The following is a 15,821-nucleotide window of genomic DNA, read 5'->3' as shown; positions in this document are numbered from 1 at the left end:
GCTTCGCCCGCCTTTCAATTGGTTATACTATGAAACACAAGTTAACGTACCTCCCCTACAGCAGTCCGGACAGCTGCCGGCCCCGGCTCGAATACTTTCGTAAGCTTACCGCGGCGCCGCCGGAAGACGACCTTGATCTGCCGAAGGACGACGCCGTCGCCGACGGAAACTACCGGGTGCTGGGCCTCGACCCGCCGGAAACTGATCGCGTGGTAGTGCACGTGTACAAAACGACCGCCGAACCCCTGAAGGCTTGCGTCTATGGACGCTACGAAGGTGGCAAAGCCCGCTTGCTCGGACGCTGCGTGGAGATCGGACCCATAGCCTACCGGCTGCCGGTAAAGGTGGACCGGGACGGACTGATCAGCTTGGCGGTTCGTTTTTCTATCCCCGGGGATCTGGCCGAAGGAGGCAAAGGATACGTTGCCCTGGCGGCCTACGACGGCAAGGAGCCCGCTTCGGCGGGGGGCGTGCGCCGCGTGCGGCGACCGGCCTGCAATGATCCGTACCGACAAGACCGTGAAGAAGTGGAGACCGAGTATATCCCCTTCGACTGCGCGGGCGAAGCCTTCCAACGCCTGGTATTCAGCAGCTGCTCCCCGAAAGACGACCTGCGCAAGTGGGCGGATGCTTCGGGGCTGGAGACGGCCGAAACCTACTTTGGCGAGGCGGGCAGCGTAATCGTGGTGGGCGTACCGCCGGGGCTCGACCTGAACACCACCGGCGGGTCAGCCAAGGTGATGCGCGATACGCCCCACTCGGGCGACGGCACCGTGAATCCCGATTACCTGGTCAACCTCATCAACCCCAAAAAGCCGGCCACCCGGGGCAGAGGGGGAGCCCGCAACCTAGGCGAGAACGGCAAGGGGAAGCGGGGCATTGATCCCCGGTCCTACCTGGGCGAGCTTGGAGTCAGCGACGCGTGCGACCCCCAGAAGACGGACCGTAACCTGGAGCCACTGCGGGTCACCGTCATTGACAGCGGTGCCGATACCGATGTCAACCGTCACCTGTGGGAAGATACCGCGTACCGCCAGCGGAAACGGACGGAATACATCCGTCCCTGGCACCTGGGGTACGACTTCATCCGGCACGATTACGAGCCGGAGGACGAGAACGGGCACGGTACCTACGTAGCGGCTATCCTCCAGGCGCAATACCGGGCCGCTCGCCCCCTGGAGGTGATTCATATGAAGACGTTCGGGCCGGGCGGTATATCGAGTTTTTTCGGAGCCCTGGTATCCATTTACGAGGCAATAGCCGTGGGCAGCCGCGTCATTCATACCAGCTGGGGCATATACGGACAGGAGGCCCCGGAGGCCCTGACCTGCGCGGTGCGCGCGGCGGCCCGTCGCGGCATTTTCCTCGTGGCCTCCGCCGGCAACGACCATGAGGACCTCAATAAGGAAGCGCAGTGGCCGGCAGCCTACGCGGAGGGGATGTCCGAGCACGTCCTCACGGTAGCTTCTTACTGGTACGAAGATTTTTACCCGACGGCCGATGCGGAAAAGCTACGCCGGGCGCCTTTTTCCAACTACGGCGCCGGCCGGGTGTCCCTGGCGGCCTTCCTGACGGCCGGTGCCCCGCGGATAGGTACGGGCGAGCCCTATTTTCCTACCGGAACGTCGTTCTCCGCCCCCATCGTCACCGGGCTGTTACTGGACTGGCTGGCGGATAACCCGCGGGGAACGCTGGCCGAATTTCGGGATACCTACTGCCACCATTCTCCGAAGCTCGAACCCGAGATTACGGGGGGCTGGTATTTGCCACTGGACCACAGTCGCGTGTTGCTGACCTAGAGATTACGCCGGTTGAGCTCGCCTACCGCGTGGTCCACCGCACGGGCCGTGAGGGCCATATAGGTCAGGCTGGGGTTTACGCAGGCGGAACTTACCATGGCTGACCCGTCGGTAACGTAGACGTTGGGGCAGTCCCATATCTGGTTATGCGCGTTGAGTACGCTGGTCCGGGGATCGCGGCCCATGCGGGCCGATCCCATCTCGTGAATGGAGAAGCCGGGGTGAGCTTCGGTGCGGTAGATGCTGACGTTCTTGGCGCCGGCCGCCTCGAGCATTTCGGCGGCGGCCACGCCCATATCCTCGCGCATCCGCTTTTCGTTCTCCCCGAAGGCGGCGTCCATCGTGAGGGTGGGCAGGCCGTCCTTGTCGAGCAGATCGCGGTTGAGCGTGACGCGGTTGTCGGGGTCGGGGAGGCACTCGCCGAAACCGGTCATGCCGACCGACCAGCCGCCGGGTTCCAGCAGTTTCTTTTTCAATTCCGGGCCTAGGCTTATGTCCGTCTCCTTGATCAGCCGCCACCAGCCGGTACGGTTGGCGGTACCCTGGTAACCGAAGCCGCGCAGGTAGTCGCGTCCGCTGTCCTGCCCGTTCAGGTTGACGAAGCGGGGGATGTAAAAGCCGTTGGGCTTGCGGCCCTTCTCGATACGGTCCTCGTAACCCTCGAAGTTGCCGGATGCGCCGATCCGGTGGTGGTGGTCCATGATGTTGCGGCCGACCTGATCGCTGTTGTTCCCGAGTCCGTTGGGTTGGGCGTCGGAGGAACTGGCCAGCAGGATGGCGGCGGTATTGAGCGTGGAGGCGTTGAGGAAGATGACGCCCCGGCTGAAGAATTCGGTATCCTCGCCGGTCTCGGTCAGGCGCACCCGGACGCCGGTAGCCCGGCGGGTGTCGGCGTCGTAAATGACCTCCCGGACCGCGGCGTGGTTCAGCAAGGTGAGGTTACCCGTGTCGCGGGCGACGGGCAGGGTGGCGGAATTGGTGGAGAAGTAGCCGCCGTAGGGGCAACCGCGAATGCAGCGGTCGCGGTACTGGCAGTTGCCACGGGTGCCGAGGTGGACGGCCGGGTCGTAGGCGGTCAGGTGAGCTGCGCGGCCGGGAGTGACCACCCGGCCCGGAAAGGCCGCCTGTACCCGGTCACGCAGTTGGTCCTCCAGGCAGTTAAGGGGCATGGCGGGCAGGAACGGACCGTCGGGAAGCTGTGCTAGGCCTTCGGCCTGGCCGGTGACGCCGACGAAGCGGGAAACGTAGTCGTACCACGGCTTCAGATCGGCGTAGCGCACGGGCCAGTCGATGGCGATGCCGTCACGGGCGTTGGCCGTGAAGTCGAGGTCGCTGAGCCGGTAACACTGCCGGCCCCACATGAGGCTGCGGCCGCCGGTCTGATAGCCCCGCACCCAGTCGAACTTCCGCTTTTCAGAGTAGGGGTACTCGTCGTCGCGGACGAAGTAGTCGATGTTGGACTGCCGCATGATGTACTCCTTGCGGCTCAGCTTGGGGTAGTGTTCCTCGATCGTTGCGGCGGGCAGCTGATCGCGCAGGGGCAGCTCCCAGGTGTCGAGGGTGGCCGTCGGATAATCGCCGTGCTCCACGTGGCGGCCCCGTTCGATGACGAGGGTCTTCAGGCCGGCGCGGCACAGCTCCATGGCGGCCCAGCCCCCGCTGATGCCGGTGCCGACGACAATGGCGTCGTAGGTACGTTCTTCTGTTCCTTTCACGTCGGCTAAGGTAATGCACCGTTCTCCGCGTTACCACCGACCCGCGCTCGGAGCCGTAAAACACGGGGGATTTGTCGGGCGCGTGGCGCGCGGGGATTTGTCTATCTTTGCGCGCACTACGTACAAGCCCGTCAAACTATGAGCGAACAACGCGCGATTCTGCTGCTGGCAGACGGAACCACTTACGAAGGCAAGGCCGCCGGAAAGATCGGTACCACGATCGGAGAGATCTGTTTCAACACCGGCATGACGGGGTACCAGGAGATCTTCACCGACCCCAGCTATTACGGCCAGATCCTGGTGGCGACCAACGCCCACATCGGCAACTATGGCATCAAGGATACCGACGTCGAGTCGGACAGTATCAAGATCGCCGGTCTGATCTGCAAGAACTTCACCGTGCCCTACAGCCGCCACCAGGCGCAGTCTTCCATCCAGGACTACTTCGAGCGCGAGGGCCTCGTCGGCATCAGCGACGTGGATACCCGCGCCATCGTCCGGCACATCCGCAGCAAGGGAGCGATGAATGCCATCATCTCAAGCGAGAACTTCGACGTGGCAGACCTCAAGCGGCAACTCGACGCGGCCCCCGACATGGAGGGGCTGGAGCTCAGCAGCCACGTCACCACCAAGGAGGCCTACACGATGGGCGATCCCGACGCCTCCATCCGGGTGGCCGTCCTGGACCTCGGTACCAAGAAGAACATCCTGCGCAACTTCGTAAGTCGCGACTGCTTCGTCAAGGTGTTCCCGGCCCGCGCCACCATGGCGGAGATCAACGAATTTGGCGCCCACGGGCTCTTTATCAGCAACGGCCCCGGCGACCCCGGTGCCATGGACTACGCGGTCACTACCGCCCAGGCCATGCTGGAGGAGGACAAGCCGATGTTCGGCATTTGCCTGGGGCACCAGATCCTGGCGCGCGCCGTAGGCATCCCTACCTACAAGATGCACCACGGCCACCGCGGCATCAACCACCCGGTCCACAACCTGCTGACGGGCAAGAGCGAGATCACCAGCCAAAACCACGGCTTCGGGGTGAGCCCGGAAGCCATCGAGCAGAACCTGGACGTGGTGGAGGTCACCCACCGGAATTTGAACGACGACACGATCGAGGGGATCCGCGTGGTCGGCAAGCCCGCCTTCAGCGTTCAGTACCACCCCGAGGCCAGCCCGGGCCCCCACGATGCGGCCTACCTGTTTGACCAGTTCGTGGACCTGATCAAGGAACGGAACCAGCCGGCCTAGCTTACGGAAGCTTGCCCCGCACCCGCGTCCGCGCCCCCTATTAAGAATATCAACAGAAATCAACCCAACTATGAGTAGTATCCTTGACATCCGTGCCCGCCAAATTCTGGACAGCCGCGGCAACCCCACCGTAGAGGTGGAAGTAGTGACCGCCGAAGGTGCCATCGGCCGGGCCGCCGTTCCCAGCGGAGCCAGCACCGGCAAGTACGAAGCCGTAGAGCTGCGCGACGAGGACAACGACGTATACATGGGCAAGGGCGTCCTGAAGGCCGTCGCCAACGTCGAGGAGAAAATCGCCGAGGAGCTGCTGGGCGTAGACGTGACCGATCAGCGCTACATCGACGAGACGATGATCGAGCTGGACGGCACCCCCAACAAGAGCAAGCTGGGGGCCAACGCCATTCTCGGCGTCAGCCTGGCCGTGGCCAAGGCCGCCGCGCTTGAGCTGAACCAACCTCTGTACCGCTACATCGGCGGCGTGAACGCGCATACGATGCCGGTACCGATGATGAATATCCTCAACGGCGGCAGCCACGCGGACAACAGCATCGACTTCCAGGAATTCATGATCCTTCCGCTGGGTGCCGATACCTTCAGCGAAGCACTCCGGATGGGCGTGGAGACTTTCCACCACCTCAAGAAGGTGCTCAAGAGCAAGGGATACAGCACCAACGTAGGCGACGAAGGCGGCTTTGCCCCCAACATCAAGAGCAACGAGGAGGCCATCGAGATCGTCCTGAAAGCTATCGAGTCGGCCGGTTACAAGCCCGGAGACGAGATCATGATCGCCATGGACGCCGCCGCTTCGGAGTTTTACGATAGCAAGGAGGGTGCCTACAAGTTTCACAAGTCGGACGGACGGCAGATCGAGTCCGCCGGCATGGTCGACTACTGGAAGAGCTGGGTGGACAAGTACCCGATCTTCAGCATCGAAGACGGCCTCGACGAGGACGACTGGGGTGCCTGGACCGCCCTCAACAGCGCCATCGGTAACCGGTGCCAGCTGGTCGGTGACGACCTTTTCGTCACCAACACCGAGCGCCTGAGCCGCGGTATCAAGGAGCGCAGTGCCAACAGCATCCTGATCAAGGTCAACCAGATCGGATCGCTGACCGAAACCATTGACGCGGTGAGCATGGCCCACCTGGCCGGCTACACCAGCGTGATGAGCCACCGCAGCGGCGAGACCGAGGATACGACCATCGCCGACCTGGCCGTGGCCCTGAATACCGGACAGATCAAGACCGGCTCCGCCAGCCGCTCCGACCGGATCGCCAAGTACAACCAACTGCTGCGCATCGAAGAGGAACTGGGCGAGACCGCCTACTTCCCCGGACGTGACCTCCTGCGGAAGATCGGCAGAGGTAAGTAGGCACGGGTAGCGAGCCGCTAGCTTGTAGCGGGTAGCGCGCACCTTACGCCAGCGTGGTGCGTACTACCTGCTACAAGCTGGATGCTACAAGCTATCCCCCAACAAATCCTATCTTCACGCACAGACCTCGATAGTCCTCGCCATGGCCACCCGCAAACCGAAGAATCCGATCACCGCACTCTGGATGCAAGTACCCGCCTACCTGCGCAACCGGTACTTTGTGACTCTCGTACTGTTCCTGGTATTGATGGTATTCGTGGACCGGCACGACGTAGGCACCCAGTTTCGGCTGCACGCAACCGTAGACCGGTTAGAGGACGACCTGCAACGTTACGACCGCCTGACCGCCGAAGCGGAGGCCGAGAAGCTGGACATGGAGCAAAACCGGGAGCGCTTCGCCCGGGAGAATTACTACATGCAGCAGGACGACGAGGACGTATTCATCATTGTAGACAACTAGCGTTCCGCCGGCAACCGCTCAAGAACCACAAACCCTCAAAATTTCAGATGGCAGTTCTAGTCACTAAAGATTCAAACGTAATTGTACAAGGCATCACCGGCAAGGAAGGCAGCTTCCACGCCGAGCAAATGATCGAGTACGGTACTAATGTCGTCGGCGGCGTAACCCCCGGTAAGGGCGGACAGACCCACCTCGACCGTCCCGTGTTCAACACCGTGGCCGAGGCCGTCAACGAAGCCGGTGCCGACGTATCCGTCATTTTCGTGCCACCCCCCTTCGCCGCCGACGCCATCATGGAGGCGGCTGCCGCCGGTATCAAGGTGATCATCTGTATTACGGAGGGTATTCCCGTACAGGACATGGTTAAGGTGCGTTCCTACATCAATGACTACGATACCCGCCTGATCGGCCCCAACTGCCCCGGCGTGATCACGCCCGGACAGGCCAAGTGCGGTATCATGCCCGGATTTATCCACAATCCCGGCAAAATCGGGATCGTCAGCCGCTCGGGTACCCTCACCTACGAGGCCGTCGACCAGGTGACGAAGGCCGGCATGGGCCAGAGCACCTGCATCGGTATTGGCGGTGACCCCATCATCGGCACCACCACCAAGGATGCCGTGGAACTGCTGATGAACGACCCCGACACCGAGGGAATCATCATGATCGGTGAGATCGGAGGCACCATGGAAGCCGACGCCGCCCGCTACATCAAGGAGCACGGCACCAAGCCCGTAGTAGGGTTCATCGCCGGCCAGACGGCTCCGAAGGGCCGGACCATGGGTCACGCCGGTGCTATCGTAGGAGGCCACGAGGACACCGCTGAAGCCAAGATGAAGATCATGGAAGAGTGCGGCCTGCACGTGGTCAAGAGCCCCGCCGACATCGGTACCACGATGGCGAAGGCCCTCGGCCGGTAACGTACTGTCTCCGACAGCGCAAGAGCGCCGCGGCCTCCGGCCGCAACAAAAAAGGGCGTCGCGATAGTATCGCGACGCCCTTTGTCATTGGGGGAAGGCGGGCTTAGTACCAGTCCTGTTCTACCAGGTCGGCGTAGACGCGCTCGATCCCCTCGCGGAGTTCGATATCGTGCTTCCAGCCCATGCCGTGGAGCTTGTCCACGTTCATGAGTTTCCGCGGGGTACCGTCGGGCTTGCTGAGGTCCTGGGTGATCTTTCCTTCGTAGCCGACCACATCCTTGATGGTCTCAGCCAGCGAGCGGATACTGAGGTCTTCTCCGGTACCGACGTTAACGAAGCCGTAGTCACTGAAGTTTTCCATGAGGAAAACGCAGGCGTCGGCGAGGTCATCGGCGTGCAGGAACTCGCGCTGCGGGGAGCCGGTGCCCCACATGACGACTTCGTCGCTGCCCTCCTTCTTGGCCTCGTGAAACTTCCGGATCAGCGCGGGCAGCACGTGGCTGCTCTGCAGGTCGTAGTTGTCGTTGGGGCCGTAGAGGTTGGTCGGCATGACGGAGATGAAATCGCAGCCGTACTGTGAGCGGTAGGCGTCGCAGAGCTTGATGCCGGTGATCTTGGCGATTGCGTAGGGCTCGTTGGTGGATTCCAGCGGGCCGGTGAGCAGGGCGTCTTCCGTAAGGGGCTGGGGAGCCATTTTCGGATAGATGCAGGAAGATCCCAGGAATTGCAGCTTCGTAACGCCGTGCACGCGGGCCGCCTCGATAACGTTGGCCTCGATCATGAGGTTGTCGTAGAGGAACTGGCCGCGGTAGGTGTTATTGGCCAGGATACCGCCCACTTTGGCGGCGGCCAGAAAGACGTAGTCGGGCTTCTCCGCCGCAAAGAACTGGTCGACCGCGCGCTGGTCGCGGAGGTCAAGTTCCCGGCTGGTGCGCGACACGATGTTCTCGAAGCCTCCGGCCCGCAGTCTGCGGACGATGGCCGAGCCTACCATGCCGCGGTGGCCCGCGACGTAGATCTTATCGTCTGGATTCATGGTAACCGGGGCGTTACGCTTCGACCGGCTGACGGCCGATGCTATCGTAGTGGAAACCGTTTTCGCGCATGCGCTCCAGGTCGTAGAGGTTACGGCCGTCGAAGATCACGGGAGCCGAGAGAAGCTCCTTCATGCGTTCGAAGTTCGGGGTGCGGAAGACGCTCCATTCGGTAACGATGGCCAGGGCATCGGCTCCTTCCAGTGCCGTGTACTGGTCATCGCAGAAGGTGATCTTGTCGCCGTAGATGTCGCGTACGTGCTCGGTAGCTTCGGGGTCGAAGGCCCGAACCTTAGCGCCTGCCTTCAGGAGACGGTCGATGGTGTAGAGGGCCGGTGCCTCCCGGATGTCGTCGGTATTGGGCTTGAAGGCCAGTCCCCAGAGGGCAATGGTCTTGCCGCCGAGCTCATCGCCGTAGTAAGCTTCCAGCTTATCGGCGATCCGGAAACGCTGCTTGGTGTTGACGTCCATCACCGCGTTGAGGATGCGGAACTGGTAGTCATGCTGGTTGGACGTGTGGGCCAGGGCCTGAACATCCTTGGGGAAGCAGGATCCTCCGTAGCCAACGCCCGGGAAGAGGAAGCGCTTACCGATACGGGTATCGCTGCCCATGCCACGGCGAACGGCGTCGACGTCGGCGCCGGCTTTCTCACACAGGTTGGCGATCTCGTTCATGAAGGAGATGCGGGTGGCGAGGTAGGAGTTGGCGGCGTACTTGGTCATCTCGGCGGAGCGCAGGTCCATGAAGATGATGGGGTTACCGCTGCGTACGAAGGGCTCGTAGAGACGGCGGAGCTTCTCCTCGGCCTGGGCGCTATCGGTTCCGATAACGACGCGGTCGGGCTTGAGGAAATCATCGACGGCTACGCCTTCCCGCAGGAACTCCGGGTTGGAAACTACGTCGAAGAGGCTTTCGTCGAGGTTTTCGGCCAGGGCGGCGTGCACCTTCTCGGCGGTGCCGACGGGGACGGTGCTCTTATCGATGACGATCGTGTACTTGGTGATGATCTTCGAGAGGTCCTTGGCCACGCCCAGGATGTAGCGAAGATCGGCCGAGCCGTCTTCTCCGGGAGGAGTGGGAAGGGCCAGGAAGATGATGTCAGAGGCGTCGACGGCCTCTTTCAGGTCAGTGGTGAATTTGAGGCGTCCCTGCCGCTGGTTGCGTTCGAAGAGCGTCTCGAGGTCGGGCTCGTAAATAGGCACTTCGCCCTTGTTCATGCGTTCGACCTTGGCTGCGTCGATATCGACGCAGACCACGTCGTTGCCGGTTTCGGCAAAACAGGTTCCGGTGACGAGTCCAACGTAACCGGTTCCAACTACTGCAATTTTCATAGTGTAGGAAGTAAAAGGGTAATTGAGTGGGGTTAAAAACAAGGGAGCCGAACGGTATCACTTACCCTCCCATAAAAGGAGGCTAACAGCGTGAAACACGGGCCGGTCCCGGATAGATTAGCTTTTGGTTACGGCATCGGCCTTGGCTACCGTTTCCCGGAAGTACGGGAGGGTACGCCGAAGTCCTTCTTCGCGACTGATCTTCGGTGACCAGCCGAGGACTTTCCGTGCTACGGAGATATCCGGCTGACGAACCTTGGGATCGTCGGTCGGCAGGGGGCGCCGGTCGAGGTGGGCATCGGGGTTGCCGACGAGCTCCATGATCTCTTCGGCGAACTGCATGATGGTGGTTTCGTCCTGGTTTCCGATGTTCACCGGCTGGGCGTAGTCGCTCATGAGGAGACGGTAGATACCCTCGACGAGGTCATCCACGTAGCAGAAGGAGCGGGTCTGGCTACCGTCACCGAAGACCGTGAGTCCCTGGCCCCGGAGCGCCTGGCTGAAGAAGGCGGGCAGTACGCGGCCGTCGTTGAGCCGCATGCGCGGTCCGTAGGTATTAAAGATGCGGACGATACGCGTTTCCAGACCGTGGAAGGTGTGGTAGGCCATCGTCATGGCTTCCTGGAAACGCTTCGCTTCGTCGTAGACGCCGCGGGGACCAACCGGGTTGACGTTACCCCAGTAGGTTTCTTGCTGGGGGTGCTCCAGCGGATCGCCGTAAACCTCGCTGGTCGACGCAATCAGCATGCGTGCATTCTTGGCCCGGGCCAGGCCGAGCAGGTTGTGGGTGCCCAGGCTGCCGACCTTCAGGGTTTGGATCGGCATTTTAAGGTAATCGATGGGGCTGGCCGGGCTGGCGAAGTGAAGGATGTAGTCCAACTCACCGGGGACGTGTACGAATTTGCTGACGTCGTGGTAGTAGAATTCAAACTCTTTCAGCGGCATAAGATGGGCGATGTTGTCCATCGAGCCGGTGAGAAGGTTATCCATCCCCACGACACGAAACCCTTCCGCTATGAACCGGTCAGATAGGTGAGAGCCGAGAAATCCGGCGGCGCCGGTGATAAGAACTGTTCGCATAAGGGTTTGCTATTATAACTAAGCGCCGCAGAGCGCCTAAAATTTTTCGTTAACAAAGGTAGCGCGTTAATGACTTCCGTGAAAAGCAAAACCAGGGAAGCAACGGGCCTCCCTGGTCGTAGAAATTTGACAAGTGTGTGTGCTTTATGGTAAATCAGTGTCGCGCCGTTGAAGGCGGGGTTATTCAAAAACTACCTTGCGGCTGACGGTGCCGCCGGTTTCGGTGGCCAGGCGCAGGGCGTAGGTACCGGAAGGCAGGCGGCTCGGGCGGGCAAAGAGCATGTGGTCACCCTGTCCATCCACGCCGATCTCGTTAGCCAGGACGAGCCGTCCGCGCGAGTCGAAGAGGGAGTAGCGCAGGCGGTTGTAGCCCGGGCTGGATACGTTGATGTAAATCTCCTTGGTGGAGGGGTTCGGGTAGGGTTGGCCGAAGGCCCATCCGTCCTCGGTGGTCTCCTCCGTGGCGTTGGTGTTCTCATTACAGTTGCCGGCCAGGGGCAGGTACTGGAAGTTCTGGTGGAGAACCGTCTTGACCCGGGAGGTGGAGACACTGAACCAGTCTACCAGGATCGACCCGTAGACATCCCGGAAATCGAACTGCATGGGCACGCCGTCGGACTGCCCGACACTCTTGTCGATCTCAACGTTATCCCCCAGGATGCCGCCGTTTACGCAGCTACCGAAGAGGAACATAGGGCCGGCCGTACCGTGGTCGGTACCGGCACTAGCGTTGGGGCGAATGCGCCGACCGAATTCACTGAAGGTCATGCCGAGAACCTTTTCCTCCAGTTTTTGTGCCTTAAGGTCCGCTTGGAAAGCACTGATCGCCTCGCTAACCTGAGCGAGCAAATGAGCGTGCGTTCCATTGGTAGTGTCCCCGGTCACCTGGCGCGCATGGGTATCAAAGCCACCCAGGTACACCGTGTAAACTTTCGTTTGCAGCCCACCGCTGATCAAGCGCGCGACTTTTTTCAATTGAACAGCCAAGCTGTTACTGAATCCGGGGTAAGTGGCAAGGTTTTTACCCTTTGCAGCGGCGTTTTTGATGACCGCGTTGTAGCTGTTGGTCTGGTCCATCGTGGTACGGATGAAATCCAGTTCATTGCCATAGCGATCGTTGCTCAGGAAATCTTCTACCGAGTCCGGGATGGTAACGGTGTCGAGAGGATTCTCAACGGTCTGGCTGAAGTTGATCTGCGTTCCTTCGCAAGTAGGGTGAGCCGAGTTGCCGATGGAAATTGCCGGGGGATGGGGTTGCCCTTCGCTGGGATATCCGGTGGGATAGCCCGGGAACTGGTCCTCCAGGTAGCGTCCCACCCAGCCGCTGTTGACAAAGTCTTTCGAATCGGAACCGGAAGTCCAGATATCGGTGGACCGGAAATGGCTACGGTTCTGATTGGGGTAGCTTACGCTTTGTACAACCTTAAGCTTTCCGTCCTGAAACATATTGGCCATTTGACCCATCGATGGGTGCAAGGCAACTGTTTCCGTTAGTTTCTTCGTTTTCTCAGCTTTCAGGTACAACAAAGGACGAACTTCGGTCAGGCCGTCATACTGATCGAGGGGGATAACGGTATTGAGTCCGTCGTTGCCTCCGAAAAGGTGTACAATAACCAGGATTCGATCGGAATCCGGAGCGATTAAGGATGTAAAGCGGTTGCTGCTGGCTCGCATACCGGGCAGGGGCACAAAAGTGGGTATCGTAAGAGCAGCCGCAGTTTGTAAAAAATTTCTACGCTTCATGGGAATTAGGGTTTACTGCAGCTGAAATTCAGCCATGGAAAAAATATCAATCATAAGGCGGCGCATTCGTTGTAGAATGGGCTTGTAATAGGAGAGATTGGTCGGGTTGGCAAACATGTCGCTGCAGGCCATCGACCACTCGTGGTCCTCGAGCCCTCCCATAATGGTTTCCTTGAGGGCCATTGTTTGGGTGGAAGTAATCGGGCGGGGAAGGAAAATCAGGGCAACTTCACTGATCATCTCGTTGATGTCCAAGGGATTGGTCAGCCCCTTCAGAAAAGCATGGTAGTCCACCTCGAGCTGCGTGCCATTCACGTGGTAGAGACCATCCATCAATGACGTAGAGATCTGGATGCGACGTTGTAGCAGGGCAGGACTGATCCAGTGACGGTAGTATTGCGGGCTGTCGTAGTAAGCTTTCCAGCCGGAAATGGTAGGTGGTTGCACAAAATCAACTCCTAAGTCAGTCGCGAAGCCGCACATTTTCCCACCGAGTTCGTAAAGAAGTTGAAGGTCGTTCAACGCTTTATCATGCCAAAATGCCTTGAACGGACGGAGCATGCTGCCCAGGTACTCGTTCGGGCCCTTGATCACGGCACCACGCAGGGATTCGGAGTAAAAGTGCTCCGAGCCGAAGAGTGACCGAAGTACCGGTTTGATCTCGTAGTTGTTATCTATCAGCGTCTTAGCTAAGGGCGCAATTACCTGATCCTCAATGGTAGGATTAATATCGTGGAAGACGAAGAAGCGGTACAGGCGACGACAAAAGTTACGGGCGGTCGCTTCCTGCGCGAGCAGAATTTCTAAAACGACCTTGTATTCGTCGGCTCCTGCGTTCTTTATCACTACGCTGCCCAATCGGGGACTCAACTGCTTATCACCGGTATCGTGATCGTCAGCGTCGAAGTACGCCTCGATGGGCGTATCGGTTTGGCTAAAATTAAAGTCCTTGTTTTTCCAGCCGGTCAGCGCGCGGGCCAGTGCTTCGACGTCCTGCTCGGTATAGTTCGTATAGTCCCCTGGTCCAGCCAGTGGACCTTTACCCAGGGTGAAAAGCTCCATGAGCTCTCGGGCGTAATTTTCGTTGGGGTTTTTCTTGCTGTTCAGGTCACCATCAAGGCAGATGAGCATCCGGGGGTCAAGCGTTATCTCGCGTAAAATGGAACGCAGATTCCCCACGGCCATTTCCTGGTAAATGCGCAGGTGCTTGTACATGGCGCGCGGATCCGTCTCAATACTCGCGATCGCGAAGTAATTGAGCCAGAAAAACGACATACGTTCCTGAATATTGGCCGGCAAATCCGACCGCAGCATGTTGTTGTAGTACCACCCCCTCAGGGAGGCTCCACGGTAGCGGCCACTGCCGCGGTTGTTCTTGTCGACCCAGGTTTCGCCGAGTTTAAGATACTCATCGTAATCGTTCCGATACTTTACCGGAGGGGCCGGTACGGGAGCGGTAGCAAGTATAAGGTCGAGCGTACGGTCGAGGCCGTCGCGGTGAGCCTTGTTGATCTCGTCGATCCTGGGGCCGAGGGTAGTTCGGCGAAGCAGGTGCGCTGCTTTCTGGCGATCCCAGGTCCCGGAAAATGGGGTCAGGCTTGAAACCGCCGGCGCGAACCGTTTACTAGACTGGTAGGACAAATCACAGGTATTTTAACGTGTAGAACAATCAGGTGAGGCCCGTACGACTTGCGTCGTGCGGATCTAATCAAGAGAGTTATGCAAATTGGAATACCGTGAAAAAGGCTAGTCTTGGCTCAGCAGGAACTAAGCGGCAGCAAAAATACAAGTACCTACACAAAAGAGCAAACTATCGTCAGCTTTTTTCCAAAATGGTACCGAGTTTAACATCCACGGCAAGTTCATGTACCCGTCCGAAAATCCTTGCAGGCCTTGCAGGCCACTGCATTGGTACGGGGTTGTGTCGTTTAGATAACTAGCCGATGTACAGAAATATTTTCGGCTGTGCCGAACATTTCAGGAACTTTCTATTCGAACTGGTTTCGGACCTCAAATCCCTCCCGCTTCAGTAGCTGGTCACGCTCGAAAAGACCGATGTCGGCCCGGACCATCTCCGAACACATGGCGGCCAGATCGTACTCATGCTTCCAACCCAGCTTGGTCATTGCTTTGGTGGGGTCTCCGAGGAGCAGTTCTACCTCAGTAGGGCGGAAGTAGCGGGGGTCGACGGCGACTACGGCCGTGCCTACGGGCAGGGGAAACTCAGGGTTGCTGACTTCGGAAACCACACCGATTTCCGCTACGCCTTCGCCGGTGAATTCCAGTTCGACGCCTACTTCCCGGAATGACATCCGCACGAAATCACGCACGCGCGTGGTCACGCCGGTAGCCAAGACGAAATCGTCCGGGGTGTCTTGCTGGAGAATCCGCCACATCCCTTCGACGTAGTCTTTCGCGTGCCCCCAGTCGCGCTGGGCGTCCAGGTTGCCGAGGTAGAGCCGGTCTTGTAGTCCAAGAGAGATCTTGGCCACGGCGCGGGTGATCTTGCGAGTGACGAAGGTTTCGCCCCGTAGGGGACTCTCATGGTTGAAGAGAATGCCGTTGCAGGCAAACATGCCGTAGGCTTCGCGGTAGTTCACCGTGATCCAATAGGCGTAGAGCTTGGCTACCGCGTAGGGGGAGCGGGGATAGAAGGGCGTGGTTTCCGACTGGGGTACTTCCTGTACCAGGCCGTAAAGTTCGGAGGTGGACGCCTGATAAAAGCGGGTCTTCTCCGTCATGCCTAGCAGACGGATGGCTTCGAGGAGCCGGGTCGTACCAATGCCGTCGGCGTCGGCGGCGTATTCCGGCATATCAAAACTCACCTTGACGTGGCTCATGGCCGCCAGGTTGTAAATTTCGTCGGGCTCTACCTCTTTTACGATGCGCACCAGATTGGTGGAGTCGGTGAGGTCACCGTAGTGCAGGATCAGGTTGCGGTTGTCTACGTGGGGATCCTGGTAGAGGTGGTCGATGCGGTCCGTATTGAACTGGGAAGCCCGGCGCTTAATGCCGTGTACTTCGTATCCCTTGCCGAGCAAGAGTTCGGTGAGGTAGGCTCCGTCCTGTCCGGTGACGCCGGTGATGAGTGCTTTCTTTGCCATAATGGAGTGTGTGG

General features: G+C 59.6%; 12 protein-coding genes. 5 read left to right on the top strand and 7 right to left on the bottom strand.

Annotated elements, in window-relative coordinates:
- Positions 1-29 precede the first annotated feature (29 nt).
- Positions 30-1,799 (top strand): S8 family serine peptidase, encoded by a 1,770-nt coding sequence (locus DQG19_RS09975; protein WP_116126117.1) that lies wholly within the window; start codon positions 30-32, stop codon positions 1,797-1,799.
- Here the strand turns inward: DQG19_RS09975 and DQG19_RS09970 are convergent.
- Positions 1,796-3,514, bottom strand: coding sequence for a GMC oxidoreductase (locus tag DQG19_RS09970; RefSeq protein ID WP_232826478.1), 1,719 nt, complete (start codon positions 3,512-3,514; stop codon positions 1,796-1,798). The two genes, DQG19_RS09975 and DQG19_RS09970, sit on opposite strands and share 4 nt — an antisense overlap.
- A 138-nt stretch (positions 3,515-3,652) precedes the next feature.
- On the opposite strand from DQG19_RS09970, the gene carA reads away from it, so the two are divergent.
- The 4 genes from carA (at position 3,653) to sucD (ending at position 7,514) form a co-directional block, all read left to right on the top strand.
- Positions 3,653-4,762, top strand: a complete 1,110-nt coding sequence (carA, locus tag DQG19_RS09965; RefSeq protein WP_116126116.1) for a glutamine-hydrolyzing carbamoyl-phosphate synthase small subunit — start codon at positions 3,653-3,655, stop codon at positions 4,760-4,762.
- Positions 4,763-4,832: 70 nt separating this feature from the next.
- A complete protein-coding gene (gene eno / locus DQG19_RS09960; RefSeq protein ID WP_116126115.1) occupies positions 4,833-6,134 on the top strand; it encodes a phosphopyruvate hydratase in 1,302 nt (433 codons plus the stop codon).
- 142 nt (positions 6,135-6,276) lie between these two features.
- Positions 6,277-6,594, top strand: coding sequence for an FtsB family cell division protein (locus DQG19_RS09955; RefSeq protein WP_116126114.1), 318 nt, complete (start codon positions 6,277-6,279; stop codon positions 6,592-6,594).
- 47 nt (positions 6,595-6,641) lie between these two features.
- Entirely contained in the window at positions 6,642-7,514 is an 873-nt protein-coding gene (gene sucD, locus DQG19_RS09950) for a succinate--CoA ligase subunit alpha (RefSeq protein WP_116126113.1), read from the top strand.
- A 103-nt stretch (positions 7,515-7,617) separates the two neighbouring features.
- Here sucD and DQG19_RS09945 read toward each other — a convergent pair whose 3' ends face one another.
- From DQG19_RS09945 to gmd, 6 genes are all read right to left on the bottom strand, one after another.
- Entirely contained in the window at positions 7,618-8,550 is a 933-nt protein-coding gene (locus DQG19_RS09945; protein ID WP_116126112.1) for a GDP-L-fucose synthase family protein, read from the bottom strand.
- A gap of 13 nt (positions 8,551-8,563) precedes the next feature.
- Positions 8,564-9,880, bottom strand: coding sequence for a UDP-glucose dehydrogenase family protein (locus DQG19_RS09940; RefSeq protein ID WP_116126111.1), 1,317 nt, complete (start codon positions 9,878-9,880; stop codon positions 8,564-8,566).
- A 117-nt stretch (positions 9,881-9,997) separates the two neighbouring features.
- Positions 9,998-10,960, bottom strand: coding sequence for a UDP-glucuronic acid decarboxylase family protein (locus tag DQG19_RS09935; RefSeq protein WP_116126110.1), 963 nt, complete (start codon positions 10,958-10,960; stop codon positions 9,998-10,000).
- A 180-nt stretch (positions 10,961-11,140) separates the two neighbouring features.
- Positions 11,141-12,415 (bottom strand): DUF1501 domain-containing protein, encoded by a 1,275-nt coding sequence (locus DQG19_RS09930; protein ID WP_198661710.1) that lies wholly within the window; start codon positions 12,413-12,415, stop codon positions 11,141-11,143.
- Positions 12,416-12,715: 300 nt separating this feature from the next.
- The gene (locus DQG19_RS09925; RefSeq protein ID WP_116126108.1) at positions 12,716-14,344 is read right to left on the bottom strand and encodes a DUF1800 family protein; all 1,629 of its coding nucleotides are present in this window, start codon (positions 14,342-14,344) and stop codon (positions 12,716-12,718) included.
- Between the two features lie 347 nt (positions 14,345-14,691).
- Positions 14,692-15,807 (bottom strand): GDP-mannose 4,6-dehydratase, encoded by a 1,116-nt coding sequence (gene gmd / locus DQG19_RS09920; RefSeq protein ID WP_116126107.1) that lies wholly within the window; start codon positions 15,805-15,807, stop codon positions 14,692-14,694.
- Between the last annotated feature and the right edge of the window lie 14 nt (positions 15,808-15,821).

The sequence above is a fragment of the Lewinella sp. IMCC34183 genome, assembly GCF_003390915.1.
Lineage (GTDB): Bacteria > Bacteroidota > Bacteroidia > Chitinophagales > Saprospiraceae > Neolewinella.
This window is presented reverse-complemented; position numbering and strand designations above follow the sequence as displayed.

What these genes read in the sequence shown, in the direction of transcription:
- DQG19_RS09975 (WP_116126117.1), top strand. Translation starts at nt 30, where the DNA reads ATGAAACACAAGTTAACGTACCTCCCCTACAGCAGTCCGGACAGCTGC.
- carA (WP_116126116.1), top strand. Translation starts at nt 3,653, where the DNA reads ATGAGCGAACAACGCGCGATTCTGCTGCTGGCAGACGGAACCACTTAC.
- eno (WP_116126115.1), top strand. Translation starts at nt 4,833, where the DNA reads ATGAGTAGTATCCTTGACATCCGTGCCCGCCAAATTCTGGACAGCCGC.
- DQG19_RS09955 (WP_116126114.1), top strand. Translation starts at nt 6,277, where the DNA reads ATGGCCACCCGCAAACCGAAGAATCCGATCACCGCACTCTGGATGCAA.
- sucD (WP_116126113.1), top strand. Translation starts at nt 6,642, where the DNA reads ATGGCAGTTCTAGTCACTAAAGATTCAAACGTAATTGTACAAGGCATC.
- DQG19_RS09945 (WP_116126112.1), bottom strand. Translation starts at nt 8,550, where the DNA reads ATGAATCCAGACGATAAGATCTACGTCGCGGGCCACCGCGGCATGGTA.
- DQG19_RS09940 (WP_116126111.1), bottom strand. Translation starts at nt 9,880, where the DNA reads ATGAAAATTGCAGTAGTTGGAACCGGTTACGTTGGACTCGTCACCGGA.
- DQG19_RS09935 (WP_116126110.1), bottom strand. Translation starts at nt 10,960, where the DNA reads ATGCGAACAGTTCTTATCACCGGCGCCGCCGGATTTCTCGGCTCTCAC.
- DQG19_RS09930 (WP_198661710.1), bottom strand. Translation starts at nt 12,415, where the DNA reads ATGGCCAATATGTTTCAGGACGGAAAGCTTAAGGTTGTACAAAGCGTA.
- gmd (WP_116126107.1), bottom strand. Translation starts at nt 15,807, where the DNA reads ATGGCAAAGAAAGCACTCATCACCGGCGTCACCGGACAGGACGGAGCC.